This is a genomic window from Streptomyces sp. NPDC047061 (genome assembly GCF_040643955.1).
Lineage (GTDB): Bacteria > Actinomycetota > Actinomycetes > Streptomycetales > Streptomycetaceae > Streptomyces.
In genome coordinates this window covers 206,233-224,972 of record NZ_JBEYVI010000013.1, presented here as the reverse complement: position 1 = coordinate 224,972, position 18,740 = coordinate 206,233, and the positions used below count along the sequence as shown (strand labels likewise).

General features: G+C 69.9%; 18 protein-coding genes. 13 read left to right on the top strand and 5 right to left on the bottom strand.

The window, feature by feature from the left end:
* Nucleotides 1–98: 98 nt before the first annotated feature.
* The gene (locus ABZ887_RS21075; protein WP_030608351.1) at nt 99–770 is read right to left on the bottom strand and encodes a response regulator transcription factor; all 672 of its coding nucleotides are present in this window, start codon (nt 768–770) and stop codon (nt 99–101) included.
* 16 nt (nt 771–786) lie between these two features.
* The gene (locus tag ABZ887_RS21070; RefSeq protein WP_361291565.1) at nt 787–1,728 is read right to left on the bottom strand and encodes a RecB family exonuclease; all 942 of its coding nucleotides are present in this window, start codon (nt 1,726–1,728) and stop codon (nt 787–789) included.
* Between the two features lie 140 nt (nt 1,729–1,868).
* Here ABZ887_RS21070 and ABZ887_RS21065 point away from each other — a divergent pair, with 140 nt between their 5' ends.
* Entirely contained in the window at nt 1,869–3,371 is a 1,503-nt protein-coding gene (locus tag ABZ887_RS21065; RefSeq protein ID WP_361291563.1) for a site-2 protease family protein, read from the top strand.
* Between the two features lie 50 nt (nt 3,372–3,421).
* Here ABZ887_RS21065 and ABZ887_RS21060 read toward each other — a convergent pair whose 3' ends face one another.
* Nucleotides 3,422–4,192: a hypothetical protein gene (locus ABZ887_RS21060; RefSeq protein ID WP_361291561.1), complete on the bottom strand. Its 771-nt coding sequence runs from the start codon at nt 4,190–4,192 to the stop codon at nt 3,422–3,424.
* A 149-nt stretch (nt 4,193–4,341) separates the two neighbouring features.
* Here ABZ887_RS21060 and ABZ887_RS21055 point away from each other — a divergent pair, with 149 nt between their 5' ends.
* Together ABZ887_RS21055 and ABZ887_RS21050 are read left to right on the top strand one after the other, a co-directional pair.
* Nucleotides 4,342–5,244, top strand: a complete 903-nt coding sequence (locus ABZ887_RS21055) for a tRNA (adenine-N1)-methyltransferase (protein ID WP_089103073.1) — start codon at nt 4,342–4,344, stop codon at nt 5,242–5,244.
* Nucleotides 5,245–5,481: 237 nt separating this feature from the next.
* Nucleotides 5,482–6,063, top strand: coding sequence for a hypothetical protein (locus tag ABZ887_RS21050; RefSeq protein ID WP_361291559.1), 582 nt, complete (start codon nt 5,482–5,484; stop codon nt 6,061–6,063).
* 55 nt (nt 6,064–6,118) lie between these two features.
* On the opposite strand, the gene ABZ887_RS21045 is transcribed toward ABZ887_RS21050, so the two are convergent.
* Nucleotides 6,119–6,424, bottom strand: a complete 306-nt coding sequence (locus ABZ887_RS21045) for a ferredoxin (RefSeq protein ID WP_361291557.1) — start codon at nt 6,422–6,424, stop codon at nt 6,119–6,121.
* Between the two features lie 539 nt (nt 6,425–6,963).
* Here ABZ887_RS21045 and arc point away from each other — a divergent pair.
* From arc to prcA, 6 genes are all read left to right on the top strand, one after another.
* On the top strand, nt 6,964–8,730 hold the full coding sequence (arc, locus tag ABZ887_RS21040; protein WP_361291555.1) for a proteasome ATPase: 1,767 nt from the start codon (nt 6,964–6,966) through the stop codon (nt 8,728–8,730).
* A gap of 244 nt (nt 8,731–8,974) precedes the next feature.
* Nucleotides 8,975–10,486: a depupylase/deamidase Dop gene (gene dop / locus ABZ887_RS21035; protein WP_361291553.1), complete on the top strand. Its 1,512-nt coding sequence runs from the start codon at nt 8,975–8,977 to the stop codon at nt 10,484–10,486.
* Between the two features lie 189 nt (nt 10,487–10,675).
* Nucleotides 10,676–10,894 (top strand): ubiquitin-like protein Pup, encoded by a 219-nt coding sequence (locus ABZ887_RS21030; RefSeq protein WP_234531430.1) that lies wholly within the window; start codon nt 10,676–10,678, stop codon nt 10,892–10,894.
* Between the two features lie 49 nt (nt 10,895–10,943).
* Nucleotides 10,944–11,549, top strand: coding sequence for an endonuclease VII domain-containing protein (locus ABZ887_RS21025; protein ID WP_361291551.1), 606 nt, complete (start codon nt 10,944–10,946; stop codon nt 11,547–11,549).
* Nucleotides 11,501–12,346, top strand: a complete 846-nt coding sequence (prcB, locus tag ABZ887_RS21020; RefSeq protein WP_361291549.1) for a proteasome subunit beta — start codon at nt 11,501–11,503, stop codon at nt 12,344–12,346. Before ABZ887_RS21025 ends, prcB begins: the two co-directional genes overlap by 49 nt.
* Nucleotides 12,347–12,415: 69 nt before the next feature.
* On the top strand, nt 12,416–13,171 hold the full coding sequence (gene prcA / locus ABZ887_RS21015) for a proteasome subunit alpha (RefSeq protein ID WP_361291547.1): 756 nt from the start codon (nt 12,416–12,418) through the stop codon (nt 13,169–13,171).
* 98 nt (nt 13,172–13,269) lie between these two features.
* Here the strand turns inward: prcA and ABZ887_RS21010 are convergent, their stop codons facing one another.
* Nucleotides 13,270–14,286 (bottom strand): LacI family DNA-binding transcriptional regulator, encoded by a 1,017-nt coding sequence (locus ABZ887_RS21010; RefSeq protein ID WP_361291545.1) that lies wholly within the window; start codon nt 14,284–14,286, stop codon nt 13,270–13,272.
* 88 nt (nt 14,287–14,374) lie between these two features.
* Here ABZ887_RS21010 and ABZ887_RS21005 point away from each other — a divergent pair, with 88 nt between their 5' ends.
* The 4 genes from ABZ887_RS21005 to ABZ887_RS20990 all read left to right on the top strand — a co-directional run bounded on the left by ABZ887_RS21005 (nt 14,375) and on the right by ABZ887_RS20990 (nt 18,567).
* Nucleotides 14,375–15,634 (top strand): MFS transporter, encoded by a 1,260-nt coding sequence (locus ABZ887_RS21005; RefSeq protein ID WP_361291543.1) that lies wholly within the window; start codon nt 14,375–14,377, stop codon nt 15,632–15,634.
* 9 nt (nt 15,635–15,643) lie between these two features.
* The gene (pafA, locus tag ABZ887_RS21000; protein WP_067429457.1) at nt 15,644–17,005 is read left to right on the top strand and encodes a Pup--protein ligase; all 1,362 of its coding nucleotides are present in this window, start codon (nt 15,644–15,646) and stop codon (nt 17,003–17,005) included.
* Nucleotides 17,006–17,119: 114 nt separating this feature from the next.
* Entirely contained in the window at nt 17,120–18,121 is a 1,002-nt protein-coding gene (locus ABZ887_RS20995; protein ID WP_361291540.1) for an FKBP-type peptidyl-prolyl cis-trans isomerase, read from the top strand.
* Between the two features lie 74 nt (nt 18,122–18,195).
* Nucleotides 18,196–18,567, top strand: coding sequence for an FKBP-type peptidyl-prolyl cis-trans isomerase (locus ABZ887_RS20990; protein WP_351490214.1), 372 nt, complete (start codon nt 18,196–18,198; stop codon nt 18,565–18,567).
* Nucleotides 18,568–18,740: the final 173 nt, after the last annotated feature.

The following is an 18,740-nucleotide window of genomic DNA, read 5'->3' as shown; positions in this document are numbered from 1 at the left end:
CGCTCCACCACCATCTTCGGTCGGTACCTCCCTATGTTTTGGGCGCCCCTCTCCACGGAGAGGGGCGCCCTTCCCTGTCGTACGCCGTACCCGCGTTCCTACTGCGCGCCGGGGCGCACCAGGCCGCTCTCGTACGCGTACACCGCCGCCTGCACCCGGTCCCGCAGTCCCAGCTTGGTCAGCACATGCCCCACATGGGTCTTCACGGTCGTCTCGCTGACGAACAGGTCGGCGGCGATCTCCGCGTTCGACAGCCCGCGCGCGACCAGCTTCAGCACCTCGACCTCGCGGTCGGTGAGGGTGTGCAGGGTGTCCGGCACCGGCTCCTCGCCGGACGGCAGATGCGTCGCGTACTTGTCCAGCAGGCGACGCGTGATGCTAGGGGCCAGCATCGCCTCGCCGTTCGCCACCACCCGGATCGCCTGCACCAGTTCGTTGGCCGGGGCGTCCTTCAGCAGGAAGCCGCTGGCACCCGCGCGCAGCGCCTCCACCACGTACTCGTCGAGATCGAACGTGGTCAGCACCAGCACCTTCGCCGGGCCGTCCCGGCCGGGACCGGTGATCTGCCGGGTCGCCTCCACGCCGTCCATCCGCGGCATCCGGATGTCCATCAGCACGACATCGGGCTGGAGGGCGCGCACCTGGTCGAGGGCCTGAAGGCCGTCTCCGGCCTCGCCCACGACCGCGATGTCCTGCTCGGCCTCCAGAATCATCCGGAACCCGGTACGCAGCAGCGGCTGGTCGTCGACCAGTAGGACGCGGATGGCCACGGTGAGTCTCCTTCTGCTAGTCCGCGCCCATTCTGCCCTGCACGGGGTCCGCGGACTCCGCCGACCTCACCGGCAGCGGGTACGGCGGGGGAGTGCCGCCGAACTCCGGGCAGTGCGCCTGGTGGTCGCACCACCCGCACAGCTTCGTCGGCCGCGGCCGCCACTCGCCCGACTCCGTCGCCTCCCGGATCGCCTCCCACAGCGCGAGCAGCTTGCGCTCCACCCGCTGCAGATCCGCGGGGACCGGGTCGTACGTCAGCACGTCACCGCTGCCGAGATAGACCAGCTGCAGCCGCCTCGGCACCACGTTCTTCAGCCGCCACACCACCAGGGCGTAGAACTTCATCTGGAACAGCGCGCCCTCGGCGTACTCCGGCCGCGGCGCCTTGCCCGTCTTGTAGTCGACGATCCGCACCTCGCCCGTGGGCGCCACGTCGACCCGGTCGATGATCCCGCGCAGCCGCAGCCCCGACTCCAGCTCGGTCTCCACGAACAGCTCCCGCTCCACGGGCTCGAGCCGGACCGGGTCCTCCAGCGTGAACCAGCGCTCGACCAGCCGCTCCGCCTCACCCAGCCAGCGCGCCAGCCGCGCGCCCTCCGGATCCTCCGCGAACAGCTCCCCGAGCTCCGGCCTGGACTCCCGCAGCCGGTCCCACTGCCCCGGGATCAGCGACTTGGCCCGCGGCGCCGTCCGCTCCGCCGCGGGCGCGTCGAAGAGCCGCTCGAGGACCGCGTGCACCAGGGTCCCGCGCGTCGCCGCCTCGCTCGGCTTCTCCGGCAGCCGGTCGATCACCCGGAACCGGTACAGCAGCGGACACTGCATGAAGTCACTGGCCCGCGAGGGCGACAGCGAGGCCGGCGGCGCGGGCGCCCTCCCCGCCACCGCCGTGACCGGCCCTTCTCCCTGCGCGACGACCGCGCCCCGATCCTGCGCGGCGTCCCCGATGCTGCTGTCCATGACCACAGACCATACGGCCCGCCACTGACAGTCACCCAACCCGCGCGACGGCCCGGCCAACACAGGGGGTGCCGGGGCGAAACACGCCACGACGGCCGCATACCATCGACCAGAGAAGACGTATCTAACGAGGGGACACCGTGGACGTGAGCGGCGGCAGCGGGCAGCCCCGGTCGGACAACGCCGAACCGACACAGCGGACCCCCGACGAGCAGCCGGTGGCTCAGGAATCACCGGAGCCGCAGGAACCGTCGGAGACGCCGGAGCGGCCGGAAGCGCCGGAGTCACCCGAGCAGCCGGAAACGCCGGAGCCGGCGCCCGCGCCACGCACCGACGCGGCCCCGGAACCTCCCGAGGCGGAGCCACCCGCCGCGGCTCCCGGCGCCCCCGGCGAAGGCGACGGGCAGGACCACGTGCCGGGCCCCGCGCAGTCCACCGGTATCGCCACCACCGGTATCGCCAAGGGACAGCCGCCGCAGCAACGGCCCAAGGAACCCGGCGGCGGGCTGCTCATGGGACGGCCCTTCGGCGTCCCCGTGTACGTCGCCCCCAGCTGGTTCGTCGTCGCCGCGCTGATCACCTGGGTCTTCGGCGGCCAGCTCGACCGCGTGCTGCCCGAACTCGGCGCCGCCCGCTACCTCGTGTCCCTCTTCTTCGCCATCGCCTTCTACGCCTCCGTCCTGGTCCACGAACTCGCCCACACGGTCGCCGCGATCCGCTTCGATCTCCCCGTCCGCCGCATCCAGCTCCAGTTCTTCGGCGGCGTCTCCGAGATCGAGAAGGAGGCCGAGACCCCCGGCCGGGAGTTCGTGCTGGCCTTCGTCGGCCCGCTGCTCTCCCTCGTCCTGTCCGGCCTCTTCTACCTCGCCATGCAGCCCGTCGAGCCCGGCACCGTCGCCGGCGTCCTGCTGGCCGGCCTGATGGTCTCCAACCTCATCGTCGCCGCCTTCAACCTCCTGCCCGGCCTGCCCCTCGACGGCGGCCGGATGCTCCGCGCCGTCGTCTGGAAGATCACCGGCAGGCCCATGAGCGGCACCGTCGCCGCCGCCTGGGTCGGCCGCGCCCTCGCCGTCTCCGTCCTCATCGGCCTCCCGCTGCTCAACCACTGGGGCGCCTTCGGCGGCGGCGCCGACGACAGCAGCGGCATGGACGCCGTCACCGACGCCCTGCTCGCCGCCATCCTCGCCGCGATCATCTGGACCGGCGCCGGCAACAGCCTGCGCATGGCCCGGCTCCGCGAACACCTCCCGGAACTGCGCGCCCGCACCCTGACCCGCCGGGCCGTCCCGGTCGAGAACGACACCCCGCTCTCCGAGGCCCTGCGCCGCGCCAACGCCGCCGGCGCCCGCGCCCTGGTCGTCGTCGACGCCGACGGCAACCCGCTCTCCCTCGTCCGCGAGGCCGCGATCGTCGGCGTCCCCGAACACCGCCGCCCCTGGGTCGCCGTCAGCGGCCTCGCCCAGGACCTCACCGACGGCATGCGCGTCTCCGCGGAGCTCGCGGGCGAGGACCTCCTCGACGTCCTGCGCGCCACCCCCGCCACCGAGTACCTGGTGGTCGAGGAGACCGGCGAGATCTACGGCGTCCTGTCGGCGGCGGACGTCGAACGGGCCTTCGTCAGGGCCATGGCCCGGCCCAGCTGAGATTCGTCAGGGCCATGGCCCGGCCCAGCGCCGCCGTCCTGAAGCGGGGCTCAGCCGCTCCCGGTCACGGCCGCTGCCCGCCGCTGCCGCCGCCGGACGGCGATCAGCACCGCCGACATGACCGCGGTGAGCGCCACGGCGACCGGTGTCACGGCCTGCCACGGAACATGGAGCAGGAGCGCGCCGTAGGCACAGCCGAGTCCGGCGACCAGCACGATGCCCAGCAGCCAGCGCCCCAGCGGGCGCCAGGTCCAGGGATCCGGGTCGTCCGGCCGGACCAGCCGCACCAGGCCGAACCACGCGGCCAGCGCCGCCAGGAGGGCCGCCGTCACGCCGAGCCCGGCGAACATCTGCGGCTCGTCGCGCGGCTCGTCGGTGGTGGCCTGCTCGTCGTCGTACCGGAGGAGCCGCATCACCGTGCCGCGCCAGACCACGGCGTCGACCCGGTCCCCGGTCCGCAGCTGCCGCAGCACCGGTCCCGGGTCGCCGAACGCGACCACGCCGTTCCAGTACCGGGTGCCGGACAGGGTCGCCTCGAAGCGCATGTGCCGTCGCGGGGCGAAGCCCCCGTGCCCGTCGACCACCGTGTCCCGCACCGTGAAGGTGACGGTGCGCAGGCAGTCCTCCGCGGGTCCGGCCGGCACGGAGTCCGCACAGACCTCGGCCGCCCGGTACGCGCGGTACTCCCGCACGGTGGTGGGCAGCATCACCGTGAACAGGTAGCAGCAGGCGAACGCCGCCACCGCCGCCCCGACCAGCAGCGCACCGCCCGAGGCCTGTGACCGGCCTCTGCCCGGTCCGTCCCCGCCCCCGTCCGCCATGACCGCCCCTCCCGTCCGCCGGCCCGTCAGGCGTCAACCGGCATGGACGCCGCGACCGCGCGAGACGGTTCCGGACCCCCGCCCCAGCCGCGAGCCGGGCCGCTTCCACCGTGGTCGGTGCCCTCCGCAAACCCCGGTAGGCTGTTCACATGTCCGAACCGACCGGTGCCGCCCGCAGGCGCGGGCCCTTCAAGGTCGGGGACCAGGTACAGCTGACCGACCCCAAGGGCCGCCACTACACGTTCACGCTCGAAGCCGGGAAGAACTTCCACACCCACAAGGGCTCCTTCCCGCACGACGAACTGATCGGCGCTCCCGAGGGCAGCGTTGTCCGCACCACCGGCAACGTCGCCTACCTCGCGCTGCGCCCCCTGCTCCCCGACTACGTCCTGTCCATGCCCCGCGGGGCAGCAGTCGTCTACCCCAAGGACGCGGGGCAGATCCTGTCCTTCGCCGACATCTTCCCCGGCGCCCGCGTCGTCGAGGCCGGCGTCGGCTCCGGCTCGCTCAGCAGCTTCCTGCTGCGCGCCATCGGCGACCAGGGCATGCTGCACAGCTACGAGCGCCGCGCGGACTTCGCCGAGATCGCCCAGCAGAACGTCGAGCGCTACTTCGGCGGCCCGCACCCCGCGTGGCAGCTCACCGTGGGCGACCTGCAGGACAACCTCTCGGACACCGACGTCGACCGGGTCATCCTCGACATGCTGGCCCCCTGGGAGTGCCTGGAGGCCGTCTCCAAGGCGCTCGTCCCCGGCGGCATCCTGTGCTGCTACGTCGCCACCACCACCCAGCTCGCCCGGACCGTCGAGTCCATCCGCGAGATCGGCTGCTTCAACGAGCCGACCTCCTGGGAGACGATGATCCGCAACTGGCACGTGGAGGGCCTCGCCGTCCGCCCGGACCACCGGATGATCGGCCACACCGGCTTCCTGCTCACCGCCCGCCGCCTCGCCGACGGCGTCGAGCCGCCCATGCGCCGCCGACGCCCCGCCAAGGGCGCCTACGGCGAGGACTACGACGGCCCCAACGCCGACGGCGGCGCCGGCCGCTGAGCCCGTCCCCGCTGCCGCGACAACGTACGAGCGCCGCGGCCGAGTTCCCCGGACCCCACCGGAACTCGGCCGCGGCGCTCACCCGTTGACGCCACCACAGCCGGCCCGTCGACGGCACCACAGGACCGCGGATCCCCGCCATCCGCGAAAGCCCACCCCGCCGTTCCCACCCCGCTGTGACGTGTGGCACGATGCAGGCCACCCCCACCGGCACAGGCCTCACAGGAGACACTCCTAGTGCAGCAATCCGTGGTCCCGGAGCTCGCTCACACCGACACCCGCCCCATGCACTGGCTGGCCACCGCCGCCGCCGTGGCCGGCGTCGTCGCTCTGTCGTCCCTCTTCCAGCCGGGCTCGGCCAAGGCCGCGCAGCCCGCCGCCTCGGCAGGCACGAAGCCCGCCCCCGCGGCCGCCGCGCCGCCCAGCACCACCGGCGTGGACTTCCCCCTCGACTGCGGCCCCGTGAAGGAACTGGTCGTCAAGAAGGCCACCGGGGACCTCGACGGCGACGGCAGGCCGGAGACCGTGGCGGTGGTCCACTGCGACTCGGCCATGGGCACCCCGCCCGACGCCGTCTACGTCCTCACCCAGGCCGCCGGCGCCACGACCCCCCGCGTCGTCGCCACCCTGGTCGACCCCAAGGACCGGTACACCGTGACCGACTTCGCCGTCTCCGGCAAAGCGGTCACCGCCACCCTGCTCGGCTATTCCTCGGACAATGTGCCCAGTTGCTGCCCGGACCTGAAGTCCAGTGCCAAGTGGCAGTGGAACGGCCACGCGTTCGTCCGCTCCACCCCGGCGGCCGCCCACAGCGTCTGACGGCCGCGCAGGCCCGAAGGGCCCGGCGCCGACGCCACGCGGGGTGGCCGGAAAGTCACTCCGCGTCCGGCCCGTACACCTCGACACGGTCCGCGACCCGGCGCACGTGGATGCACTCGCCGGGACACTCCCGCGCCGAGTCCACCACATCGGTGAGCAGCGGCAACGGCACCGGTACGGTCGCCCCCTTCGCCTGCAGCAGCTCGTCGTCCGAGCCCTTCACATAGGCCAGGCCGTCGATGTCCAGCTCGAACACCTCCGGGGCGTACTGGGCGCAGATCCCGTCCCCGGTACACAGATCCTGGTCGATCCAGACCTCGAGCGCCTCGTCGCCGGCCAGGGCCTCCTGCTGCACGGTCATCTCTCCTGCCGTCGAAAGCGCCGGACGGCCGGACCGGGGGTCACCCGGTCCCGCCCCGGCGGGTGTTGAACGCCTTCGACCCTACCTCCGGCCCGCAACGGCCCGCGCATCCTCCTCGCGCACCCTCCTCCTGCGCCCTCCCGACGCGCCCCCGGCCCGCGCGCACGGCGCCTTCCGCCGTGCGGGACGGCGGCGCCCGGCCACCTGATCGATCGACTTGAGCCAACCCGCGACCCACTCCGATCATCACGCGCCACATCCGAGCGGTTGCTCTGTGTAAGAAATCCGCCACCGGGGCACAACCCCTGAACCGGCACTGGAGCGGACAACTCCGGTCAGTAACGACGGGTTTTGACCACTCCAGACCTGGAACACGCCGCTTCTGAATCGCGTTGAGTGGGTATCCACCCGGCACGAGGGAGAACGCAATGGGTGACCGACGACACACCTTGACAGTCTTTGTGATCTAGGGGTTTCAATCGACACCCACCCAGGTAGGGTCTGGAAGCGTCCAGCTCCCCTTGGAGGAGGTGAGGACCGTGGCAGCCCACGACGACGACATGAACCGCGGCATCCGCCCGGGACGAGGGTCCGACGACCCGTCCGAGCAGATCGCCTATCTTGAGCAGGAGATCGCCGTCCTGCGACGCAAGCTCGCCGACTCTCCGCGACACACGAGGATTCTCGAAGAGCGGATCGTCGAGCTGCAGACGAACCTGGCCGGCGTGTCCGCCCAGAACGAGCGACTCGCGAACACCCTGCGCGAGGCCCGCGACCAGATCGTGGCCCTCAAGGAGGAGGTCGACCGGCTCGCACAGCCGCCGGCCGGCTTCGGTGTCTTCCTCACGGCGAACGAGGACGGCACCGCCGACATCTTCACCGGCGGCCGCAAACTGCGGGTGAACGTCAGCCCAAGCGTCGACCTGGACGACCTCAGGCGCGGCCAGGAAGTCATGCTCAACGAAGCGCTCAACGTGGTCGAGGCCATGGAGTACGAGCGCGTCGGTGACATCGTCACCCTCAAGGAGATCCTCGAGGACGGCGAGCGGGCCCTCGTGCTGGGCCACACCGACGAGGAGCGCGTGGTACGGCTCGCCGAGCCGCTGCTGGACGTGAACATCCGGCCCGGTGACGCCCTGCTGCTCGAACCCCGTTCCGGCTATGTCTACGAGATCGTCCCGAAGAGCGAGGTCGAGGAGCTCGTCCTCGAAGAGGTCCCCGACATCGGCTACGAGCAGATCGGTGGTCTCGGCGGCCAGATCGAGGCCATCCGCGACGCGGTCGAGCTGCCGTACCTCTACCCGGACCTGTTCAAGGAGCACGAACTGCGCCCGCCCAAGGGTGTCCTGCTCTACGGACCCCCCGGATGCGGCAAGACGCTCATCGCCAAGGCCGTCGCCAACTCGCTGGCCAAGAAGGTCGCCGAGGTCACCGGCCAGGCCCAGGGCAAGAGCTTCTTCCTCAACATCAAGGGCCCCGAGCTCCTGAACAAGTACGTCGGCGAGACCGAGCGGCAGATCCGTCTGGTCTTCCAGCGTGCGAGGGAGAAGGCCAGCGAGGGCACCCCCGTCATCGTCTTCTTCGACGAGATGGAGTCCCTGTTCCGGACCCGTGGCTCCGGTGTCAGCTCGGACGTGGAGAACACCATCGTCCCCCAGCTGCTCGCCGAGATCGACGGTGTCGAGGGCCTGCAGAACGTGGTCGTCATCGGCGCCTCCAACCGCGAGGACATGATCGACCCCGCCATCCTGCGCCCCGGCCGGCTCGACGTGAAGATCAAGATCGAGCGTCCGGACGCCGAGGCGGCCAAGGACATCTTCGGCAAGTACCTCACCGAACGCCTTCCGCTGCACGCCGACGACCTCGGTGAGCACGGCGGCAGCAAGTCGGTCACGGTCGAAAGCATGATCCAGACGGCCGTGGAACACATGTACGCCGAATCCGAGGAAAACCGCTTCCTGGAAGTCACCTACGCCAACGGCGACAAGGAAGTCCTCTACTTCAAGGACTTCAACTCCGGCGCGATGATCGAGAACATCGTCGGCCGTGCCAAGAAAATGGCGATCAAGGACTTCCTCGACCACAACTCGAAGGGTCTCCGCGTCTCCCACCTGCTCCAGGCCTGCGTGGACGAGTTCAAGGAGAACGAGGACCTGCCCAACACCACCAACCCCGACGACTGGGCCCGGATCTCCGGAAAGAAGGGCGAACGGATCGTGTACATCCGTACCCTCATCACCGGAAAGCAGGGCGCGGACACCGGACGCTCCATCGACACGGTGGCGAACACCGGACAGTACCTGTAAAACACAGGGCGGCTGCGGGTGCCCTCACCGGGTACCCGCAGCCGACTGTTTTTCCGGCCAGAACCGGAACCGAGGCGAGCAAGGCAATGACGCAAATGATCTCCCCACCAGCGCAGAGGCGTTCTAGGCTCTTTCCTACCGCCGAGTCGCGCAGTGCGGGGACGGGCACCGCACACGCACCGGAGCGCCAGCGGTACGCGAGCGGAGCCCACGACCGAGGGCTCCGCCGGGCAAGGAGGGCCGCATGACCGTACGGCGAGTAATGGGCATCGAGACGGAGTACGGGATCTCCGTCCCCGGCCACCCCAACGCCAATGCCATGCTCACCTCGTCCCAGATCGTCAACGCCTACGCGGCGGCGATGCACCGGGCCCGCCGGGCCCGCTGGGACTTCGAGGAGGAGAACCCGCTGCGGGACGCCCGGGGCTTCGACCTCGCACGCGAGGCCGCCGACGCCAGCCAGCTCACCGACGAGGACATCGGCCTCGCCAACGTGATCCTCACGAACGGCGCACGCCTCTACGTCGACCACGCGCACCCCGAATACAGCGCTCCCGAGGTCACCAACCCCCGCGACGCCGTCCTCTGGGACAAGGCCGGCGAACGCATCATGGCCGAGGCCGCCGAACGGGCCGCCCAGCTCCCCGGTGCCCAGCCCATCCACCTCTACAAGAACAACACCGACAACAAGGGCGCCTCCTACGGCACGCACGAGAACTACCTGATGAAGCGGGAGACCCCCTTCTCGGACATCGTGCGCCACCTCACGCCCTTCTTCGTCTCCCGTCAGGTGGTCACGGGCGCCGGCCGCGTCGGCATCGGCCAGGACGGCCACGAACACGGCTTCCAGCTCAGCCAGCGCGCGGACTACTTCGAGGTCGAGGTCGGTCTGGAGACGACCCTCAAGCGGCCCATCATCAACACCCGCGACGAACCCCACGCCGACGCCGAGAAGTACCGCCGCCTCCACGTGATCATCGGCGACGCGAACCTGTCGGAGATCTCGACCTACCTGAAACTGGGGACGACGGCGCTGGTCCTCTCCATGATCGAAGACGGCTTCATCGCCGTCGACCTCGCCGTCGACCAGCCCGTACGCACCCTCCACCAGGTCTCCCACGACCCCACCCTCAAGCGCCTCGTCACCCTCCGCAGCGGGCGCACACTCACCGCCGTCCAGCTTCAGATGGAGTACTACGAGCTCTCGCGCAAATACGTCGAGGAACGCTACGGAGCCGACGCCGACGACCAGACCAAGGACGTCCTCGCCCGCTGGGAAGACACCCTCAACCGCCTCGAACACGAACCCATGAGCCTCTCCGGAGAACTCGACTGGGTCGCCAAGCTGGAACTCATGGAGGGCTACCGCCGCCGCGACGGCCTCGACTGGGACGCCGCCAAGCTGCACCTCCTCGACCTCCAGTACGCCGACGTAAGGGCCGAGAAGGGCCTCTACAACCGCCTAGCGGCCCGGGGACGCATCAAGCGGCTCCTGGACGAGGCCGACGTCGAGCGCGCCCGCACCAGCCCGCCCGAGGACACCCGGGCCTACTTCCGCGGCCGCTGCCTGGAGCAGTACGCCGACGACGTCGCCGCGGCGAGCTGGGACTCGGTCATCTTCGACCTTCCGGGCCGCGACAGCCTCCAGCGCGTCCCAACCCTGGAACCGCTACGCGGAACGCGAAATCACGTCAAGGAGCTCCTGGACCGCTGTCGCACCGCGGAAGACCTGGTCAGGGTCCTTTCCGGGGGCTGAGCGGGTATCCGGAGCACACCGGGCGACCGGGGTCAAAACCCCGGCGTCCGGGAATCATCGAGGTGGCCCCCGTACGTTGGAGAAACTGCGGGGCCGATGTCGGACCCGGCTTGTAGGGTCTGATCATCACCGATCGGCAGGAATGCCGACCTGTCGACCATGTCGGGCGAACTGAGCGGGGTGAGTGTCATGGCAACCAAGGACACCGGCGGCGGACAGCAGAAGGCGACGCACTCCACCGAGGAGGTCGAGGAGCAGGCGGCAGAGTCGCAGGGCTCCGAAGACCTCAAGGAACGGCACGAGAAGTTGTCGGACGACGTGGACTCCGTCCTCGACGAAATCGATGATGTGCTCGAAGAGAATGCCGAGGATTTCGTGCGCTCCTTCGTGCAGAAGGGTGGAGAGTAAAGGTCATCCGATACCTTCGCCTTAGAAGTGAAGGGTGCGGGGGGTTGGGGTGGCTGACGAGCTCAACGCCAGGGTCTGCAGGAAGTGCAGACGGGATCTGCCTCTCGCGGCGTTCGCTCGCAACGGGAAGCGACCTGACGGCCTTCAGGCGTGGTGTCGGGAGTGCGTGGCGGAGTACGGTGCTGCGCACTACCGGCGCCGCCGGGAGGCCGAGGAGAAGACGGTCCGCGAAAAGGTCGACGTACCAGAGGGGCACAAGCTCTGCCGGACCTGCGGTGCGGTGAAGCCGCACACCGAGTGGCACCGCAATGCCACGGCTTCGGACGGCCTGTCTACGAGTTGCAAGGCTTGCCGGGCGACGAAGGGACGGGCGGACCATCTGAAGCGCAACTACGGCCTCACCGAAGCCGAGCGCGATGCGATGGTCGCCTCCCAGTACGGGATCTGTGCGATCTGTCTATCTGCCCCGCCCGTGCATGTGGATCATTGCCACAAGACGGGTAGGGTCCGAGGCGTACTGTGCTTCAACTGCAATTCGGCCATCGGCAAATTGAGGGATGATCCTGACGCCGCGCGCCGAGCCGCTGCTTATCTGGAAGGAAACTTGTGGAAGCCAACACTCGTAGCACCGGGCGTCTACCAGCTGCCTTCCTGACGCCTGGGTCCTCTTCGTTCATGGACTTTCTCGGTGAGCACCAGCCGGAGTTGCTGCCCGGCAGGCGGCAGTTGCCGCCCACGCAGGGGGTGATCGAGGCGCCGCACGGGACGACGATCGTGGCGGTGACCTTCCCCGGGGGCGTGGTGCTCGCCGGTGACCGTCGGGCCACGATGGGCAATGTGATCGCTCAGCGGGACATCGAGAAGGTGTTCCCGGCGGACGAGTACTCGGCCGTCGGTATCGCCGGCACCGCCGGTCTCGCCGTGGAGATGGTGAAGCTCTTCCAGCTGGAGCTGGAGCACTTCGAGAAGGTCGAGGGCGCCCAGCTGTCCCTGGAGGGCAAGGCGAACCGGCTGTCGACGATGATCCGCTCCAACCTCGGCATGGCGATGCAGGGGCTGGCCGTCGTGCCGCTGTTCGCCGGGTTCGACGTGGACCGGGCCAAGGGGCGCATCTTCTCGTACGACGTCACCGGCGGCCGTTCCGAGGACCACAACTTCTCCGCCACCGGGTCCGGCTCGATCTTCGCGCGCGGTGCGATGAAGAAGCTGTTCCGCGACGACCTGACCGAGGAGCAGGCGACCACACTGGTGGTGCAGGCCCTGTACGACGCGGCCGACGACGACTCGGCGACGGGTGGCCCCGATGTCGCCCGCCGGATCTACCCGATCATCACCGTGATCACCGAGAACGGGTTCCGCCGGCTCACCGAGGACGAGTCCTCCGAACTCGCCCGTGCGGTGCTGGCGCGCCGCCTGGAGGAGCCCGACGGCCCGCGCGCGGCGCTGCTCTAGCGCGTCGGCGTTCTTATGAAGGTGATCCCAGTGACTTCGACGGAACCCTAAGGAAGGGGACGGATACCGGTGTCGACGCCGTTCTATGTCTCACCCCAGCAGGCCATGGCGGACCGTGCCGAGTACGCCCGCAAGGGCATCGCGCGCGGCCGCAGCCTGGTCGTGCTCCAGTACGCCGACGGCATCGTGTTCGTCGGTGAGAACCCGTCCCGCGCGCTGCACAAGTTCAGCGAGATCTACGACCGGATCGGTTTCGCCGCCGCCGGCAAGTACAACGAGTACGAGAACCTGCGGATCGGCGGCGTGCGCTACGCCGACCTGCGTGGTTACACCTATGACCGCGACGACGTGACCGCGCGCGGCCTTGCCAACGTGTACGCGCAGACGCTGGGCACGATCTTCTCGTCGGCCGCGGAGAAGCCGTACGAGGTGGAGCTGGTCGTCGCCGAGGTGGGGGAGACCCCCGAGGGCGACCAGATCTACCGGTTGCCCCACGACGGTTCGATCGTGGACGAGCACGGTTCGGTCGCGGTCGGCGGCAACGCGGAACAGATCAGCACCTACCTCGACCGTGAGCACCGGGAGGGCATGACGCTCGCGGAGGCCCTGAAGCTGGCGGTGACGGCTCTGTCGCGGGAGTCGAACGGCACGCAGCGGGAGATTCCCGCCGAGCGCCTGGAAGTCGCGGTGCTGGACCGTGCGCGGCCCCAGCAGCGCAAGTTCAAGCGGATCGTCGGCCCGCAGCTGGGTCGGCTGCTGGAGTCGGACGGTGCGGCCACGGCCGCCGAGGCCGAGGCCGAGGAGTCCGGCGGAGACGTCGAGTAACGCCCGGCGGCAGCCCTGCGCCCCGTCGGCCCCGCTCCGTGCGCCCCGTCCGGTGATCCCACCGGGCGGGGCGCTGGCGTCTGCGCGGCCTGTGGAGGCTATGGAGCCCGTGGCGGCGCCGTGGAGCCCCGTACGACCAGTTCGACGGGGATGTCCCCGCGCTCCGGCTCCCGGCCTTCCAGGACGGCGAGGAGGGCCTGCATGCCGCGTGCGCCGAAGAGTTCCGCGTCCAGCCGCACGGTCGTCAGCTCGGGGTCGATGGCGGTGGCCAGGGCGAGGTCGTCGAGGCCGGTGACGGAGATGTCGTCGGGGACGCGCAGACCCCGGCGGCGCAGGGCCTTGTAGGCGCCGGCGGCGAGTTTGTCGTCGTCGCAGACGAGGGCGGTGGGCCGGGGCCCGGGGGCGGCGAGGGCGGCTTCGGTGGCGGTGCGGGCGCCCTCGATCGAGATCGGGGCACGGACCGTGCGTACCGAGGCGCCCGGCACGCCCGCCGTGCGGGCCGCCAGCTCGCGCGCGCGTACCTCGAAGGTCCAGGACGCGATGTCCGCGGCCAGGTGCAGGAAGCGGCGGTGGCCGAGGCCGAGCAGGTGGTCGGCGACCTGGCGCACGCCGTCGGCGATGTCCAGGTTGACGGTGGCGGCGCCCAGGCTGCCGTCCGGGTCGCTGTCGAGCATGACGAGGGGGAGCTGGTCGCCGCGGATGGCGGTGAGGGCGTCGGCGGCCATGGAGGAGGCGATCACGCCGTCGAGGGCGGCCTGCGCGGAGGCGAAGGGGTCGCGGGCCGGGCCGATCCCCTCGGGGGAGGGGTAGAGGACCATGCCGAAGCCGTGCGCGGAGGCGACGCGGGCGGCGCCGGTGTAGACGCCCGCGAAGAACTCGGTGGTCAGCGCGGGGACGACCAGGAGGACGGTGCGGGTACGGCCGAGGCGGAGGTTGCGGGCGGCGAGGTTCGGCCGGTAGCCGAGGTCGCGGGCGGCCTCCCGGACGCGTTCGGCGGTGGCCTCGGACACCCGGCCGCGCCACTTGTCGCCCAGCACCAGCGACACGGCCGCCTGGGAGACGCCGGCGGCCTGGGCGACGTCGCGGCTCGTCGGGCGTGTGCTGCTGCGTGGCACCGGGGGTGGGCTCCTTCGTCTGGACGTGTGAACAGCGCACATGGTACGTATGGGAGGCGGGGTTATACGTAAAACGTGGAGGTGGGACATGGCCGCGGGGTACCTGGAGATCCTCAGGGCGAGGCACGCGGCCCGGCTGCTGACGGGGACGCTGGTGGGCCGGCTGCCGAACGCGACCGCGGCCATCGCGATCGTGCTGTTCGTGCGCGCGCAGGGCGGCACGTACAGCCTCGCGGGCGCGCTCGCGGCGGTGTACGGCGTGGCCAACGCCGTGGGCCAGCCGGTGCTCGGGCGGCTGGTCGACCTGTGCGGGCAGCCCCGGGTCCAGCTGCCCGCGGCGCTCGCGTCGGCCCTCGCGATGGCCGGCTTCGCCTTCACGGGCACCGACCCGCTGCCGCTCGCCTACGGAACCGTGGCGGCGGCCGGACTCTTCGCGCCGCCGCTGGAGGGCGGTCTGCGCGCCCTGTGGCCGAGTGTCCTCGGGAAGGACGACCAGGTGCACACGGCGTACGCGATGGACGCGGTGGCGCAGGAAGTCATGTTCACCGTGGGGCCGTTGCTGGTCACGCTGTGCGTGTCGCTGTGGTCGGCGCAGGCGGCGCTGCTCGTCGTGAACGCGGTGGGCGTCCTCGGGGCGCTCTCGGTCGTGGTCTCGCCACCCTCGCGCGCGTGGCGTTCGGCGCCGCGCGAGGCGCACTGGCTGGGCGCGCTGCGCTCGTCCGGGCTGCTGGCCCTGCTGGCCGCGTTCCTGTTCGTCGGGATGGCGCTGGGTTCCATCACGGTCGCGTCGGTGCCGTACGCGGACGACCACGGCGGTGACACGGTGTACGGCTGGCTGATGGCCGCGCTGGGGATCGGCGCGCTGCTGGGGGGCACCGTCTACGGGGCACGGCGGTGGGCCGGGGAGCCGGCGCGGCGACTGCGGGTGCTGGTGGCCCTTCTGGCGGTGTGTTACCTGCCGCTGATGCTGATGCCGGGAGCAGTGGCCATGGTGTTGCTCACGGTGCTGGCCGGGGTGTTCCTGGCGCCGGCGATCGCGTGTGCGTTCGTGCTGGTGGACCGGCATGCGCCGAGGGGCACGGTCACCGAGGCGTTCTCCTGGCTTGTGACGACGTTCACAGTGGGGGCGTCGGTGGGAACGGGCCTGGCGGGCCCGGTGGTCGAGGCGGGCGGGGCCCTGTGGGGGTTCGCCGTGCCGGGTGCGGCAGGGGGCGTGTCCTTGCTGGTCCTGGCGGTCACCGGGCGGGTCCTCGCAGCTCCCGGTGGGGGTGCGGTGGTTGCGGCCGGTTCGGAAAATGATCCAAATCGTGCTGCCGAACCCCGTTTCAGCTCAGGGGATCGGGCGTAATGTTCAGTCATGGACCGCCGCATTTTCGGGCTGGAGAACGAGTACGGCGTCACGTGCACGTTCAGGGGACAGCGCCGCCTGTCGCCTGACGAGGTGGCGCGGTACCTCTTCCGCCGTGTCGTGTCATGGGGCCGTAGCAGCAATGTCTTTCTGCGGAACGGCGCCCGGCTCTATCTCGACGTGGGCTCACATCCGGAATACGCGACACCCGAGTGTGACAATGTGACCGAACTGGTCACCCACGACAAGGCCGGCGAGCGCATTCTCGAAGGGCTGTTGGTGGACGCCGAACGACGCCTGCATGAGGAAGGAATCGCGGGCGACGTCTACCTTTTCAAGAACAACACGGACTCGGCGGGCAACTCCTACGGTTGCCACGAGAACTATCTGGTGGCGAGGCACGGGGAGTTCTCCCGGCTCGCGGACATTCTCATTCCGTTCCTGGTGACCCGGCAGCTGCTGTGCGGCGCCGGGAAGGTGCTGCAGACGCCGCGCGGTGCGGTGTACTGCGTCAGCCAGCGGGCGGAGCACATCTGGGAGGGTGTCTCCTCGGCGACGACACGTTCCCGGCCGATCATCAACACGCGCGACGAGCCGCACGCGGACGCCGAGCGCTACCGTCGGCTGCACGTCATCGTCGGCGACTCGAACATGTCCGAGACGACGATGCTGCTGAAGGTCGGTGCCACCGACCTGGTGCTGCGCATGATCGAGGCGGGCACGGTGATGCGGGACCTGACCCTGGAGAACCCGATCCGGGCGATCCGCGAGGTCAGCCACGACATCACGGGCCGGCGCAAGGTGCGCCTGGCCAGCGGCCGGGAGGCCTCCGCCCTCGAGGTGCAGCGGGAGTACTACGAGAAGGCCGTGGACTTCTGCGAGCGCCGCGGTATCCGCACCGGCACGGTCGAGCAGGTGCTGGAGCTGTGGGGCCGCACCCTGGACGCCATCGAGGCCGAGGACCTGGACCGGATCGGCACCGAGATCGACTGGGTGATGAAGTACCAGCTCATCGAGCGGTACCGGGCCAAGCACAACATGACCATGTCTCATCCGCGCGTGGCGCAGATAGACCTCGCTTATCACGACATTCACCGTCGTCGTGGTCTGTATTACCTGCTGGAGAAGAAGGGGCAAGCCGCGCGGATCTGCAATGACTTGAAGATCTTCGAGGGCAAGTCGGTGCCGCCGCAGACGACTCGGGCGCGCCTGCGCGGTGACTTCATCCGGCGGGCCCAGGAGCAGCGACGGGACTTCACGGTCGACTGGGTGCACCTGAAGCTCAACGACCAGGCGCAGCGCACGGTGTTGTGCAAGGACCCGTTCCGTTCGGTCGACGACCGGGTGGAGAAGCTCATCGCCGGTATGTGAGAGATCGGCACAGAACGCCACACGGGCGCCGTACGTTTTCCGTACGGCGCCCTTCTCACGTCGTAGAGTTGCGCGCACGCCATCCGCAAGATCGACCGATTACGAGGCTCTTCCGTGCGCCGACGCTCTCTTCTCCTTGCTGCAGTTCCCGCAGGACTGGTCACGCTCGCCGGGTGTGGTGACGACAAGTCGTCCTCCTCCAGCAAGGCCAGTGCCTCGCCGTCGGCCTCCGCGTCGGTGCCGCCGCCGAAGATCGTGGACGGGCCGCTGCCGGCGATCACGGCGGGCACGAAGTTCGACGAGAAGCCGACGGTCGCCAAGGGCAGCGGGGACCCGTCGAAGAACCTGGCGGTCAAGACGGTGATCGCGGGCAGCGGGAAGACGGTCGCGGAGAACGACTTCATCCAGGCCAACTACCTGGGGCAGATCTGGTCCACGGCAAAGGTCTTCGACCAGTCGTACGACCGTACGCCGCTGCTCATGCAGCTCGCCTCGGGCAGCATCATCGACGGCTGGCTGTACGGGCTGGCCGGGAAGAAGGTCGGCAGCCGGGTGCTGATGGCCGTGCCGCCGACCTGGGGGTACGGCACCTCGGGCAACGCGCAGGCGGGGATCAAGGGCACGGACACGCTGGTGTTCGTGGTCGACGTGCTGAACTCGTTCAACTCCAAGAGTTCCAGCACGGGCAAGGAGGTCGCGCAGAGCGACGCCGCGCTGCCCAAGATCGGCACGAACACGGACGGCAAGGCTCCGTCGATCGACATTCCCAAGGTCGACCCGCCGACGAAGCTGGTCTCGAACTACGTGCTGGAGGGCGACGGCGCGGCGGTGGAGTCGGCGCAGACCGTCCTGTGCCAGTTCAAGGGCGAGGTCTGGGACAGCGGCAAGGTCTTCGAGCAGACGTACGAGAGTGGGCGGCTCGCCCAGTTCTCGATCGAGCAGATGCAGGGCGTCGTCAAGGGGCTGGCGCAGGGGATCACCGGCAAGAAGGTGGGCAGCCGGATCATGGTCGTCACCCCGCCGGACCTGGCCTACGGGAACAACCCGCCGAGCGGTGGTGTGGTGAAGAAGGGTTCGACGCTGGTGTTCACGGTGGACATTCTTGCGGCGATGTAGTCGCGCGGGCGGCACGGGGACGGGGATGAAAGACTGTCCGGGTTCCGTGTCGTACACAAGCAGGAGCCGAAGACGTGAGCATCGACAAGCCCGAGATCGACTTCCCCGAGGGCGAGGCCCCGGCCGACCTGGAGATCAAGGACATCTGGGAGGGCGACGGCGAGGTGGCCCAGGCCGGCCAGACCGTCACCGTGCACTACGTGGGTGTCGCGTTCAGCACCGGCGAGGAGTTCGACGCCAGCTGGAACCGTGGCGCGCCGTTCCGCTTCCCGCTGGGCGGCGGCCGGGTCATCAAGGGCTGGGACCAGGGCGTGCAGGGCATGAAGGTCGGCGGCCGTCGTCAGCTGACCATTCCGGCCCACCTCGCCTACGGCGACCAGAGCCCGACGCCGGCGATCAAGCCCGGCGAGACGCTGATCTTCGTCGTGGACCTGATCGCGGTCTGATCCCGGTACCCGGCCGGCGCCCTCGGGCGCTGACCGGTCCTGGTCGGAAACCGGCTGGCCGAGGGCCCGTGCCATGCGCGCGGGCCCTCGGTGTTTGTCGTGTCGTGTCCGTTCGGGTCCTCGTTGTTTGTACTGACTTTTGCCGTGACGCTCCGGAGCGGTACGGTCATCGG

Excerpts from the sequence above, each read along its gene's own strand:
- ABZ887_RS21070 (WP_361291565.1), bottom strand. The coding sequence starts at position 1,728 with ATGGACAGCAGCATCGGGGACGCCGCGCAGGATCGGGGCGCGGTCGTC.
- ABZ887_RS21060 (WP_361291561.1), bottom strand. The coding sequence starts at position 4,192 with ATGGCGGACGGGGGCGGGGACGGACCGGGCAGAGGCCGGTCACAGGCC.
- ABZ887_RS21055 (WP_089103073.1), top strand. The coding sequence starts at position 4,342 with ATGTCCGAACCGACCGGTGCCGCCCGCAGGCGCGGGCCCTTCAAGGTC.
- ABZ887_RS21045 (WP_361291557.1), bottom strand. The coding sequence starts at position 6,424 with ATGACCGTGCAGCAGGAGGCCCTGGCCGGCGACGAGGCGCTCGAGGTC.
- dop (WP_361291553.1), top strand. The coding sequence starts at position 8,975 with ATGACCGTACGGCGAGTAATGGGCATCGAGACGGAGTACGGGATCTCC.
- ABZ887_RS21030 (WP_234531430.1), top strand. The coding sequence starts at position 10,676 with ATGGCAACCAAGGACACCGGCGGCGGACAGCAGAAGGCGACGCACTCC.
- ABZ887_RS21005 (WP_361291543.1), top strand. The coding sequence starts at position 14,375 with ATGGCCGCGGGGTACCTGGAGATCCTCAGGGCGAGGCACGCGGCCCGG.
- pafA (WP_067429457.1), top strand. The coding sequence starts at position 15,644 with ATGGACCGCCGCATTTTCGGGCTGGAGAACGAGTACGGCGTCACGTGC.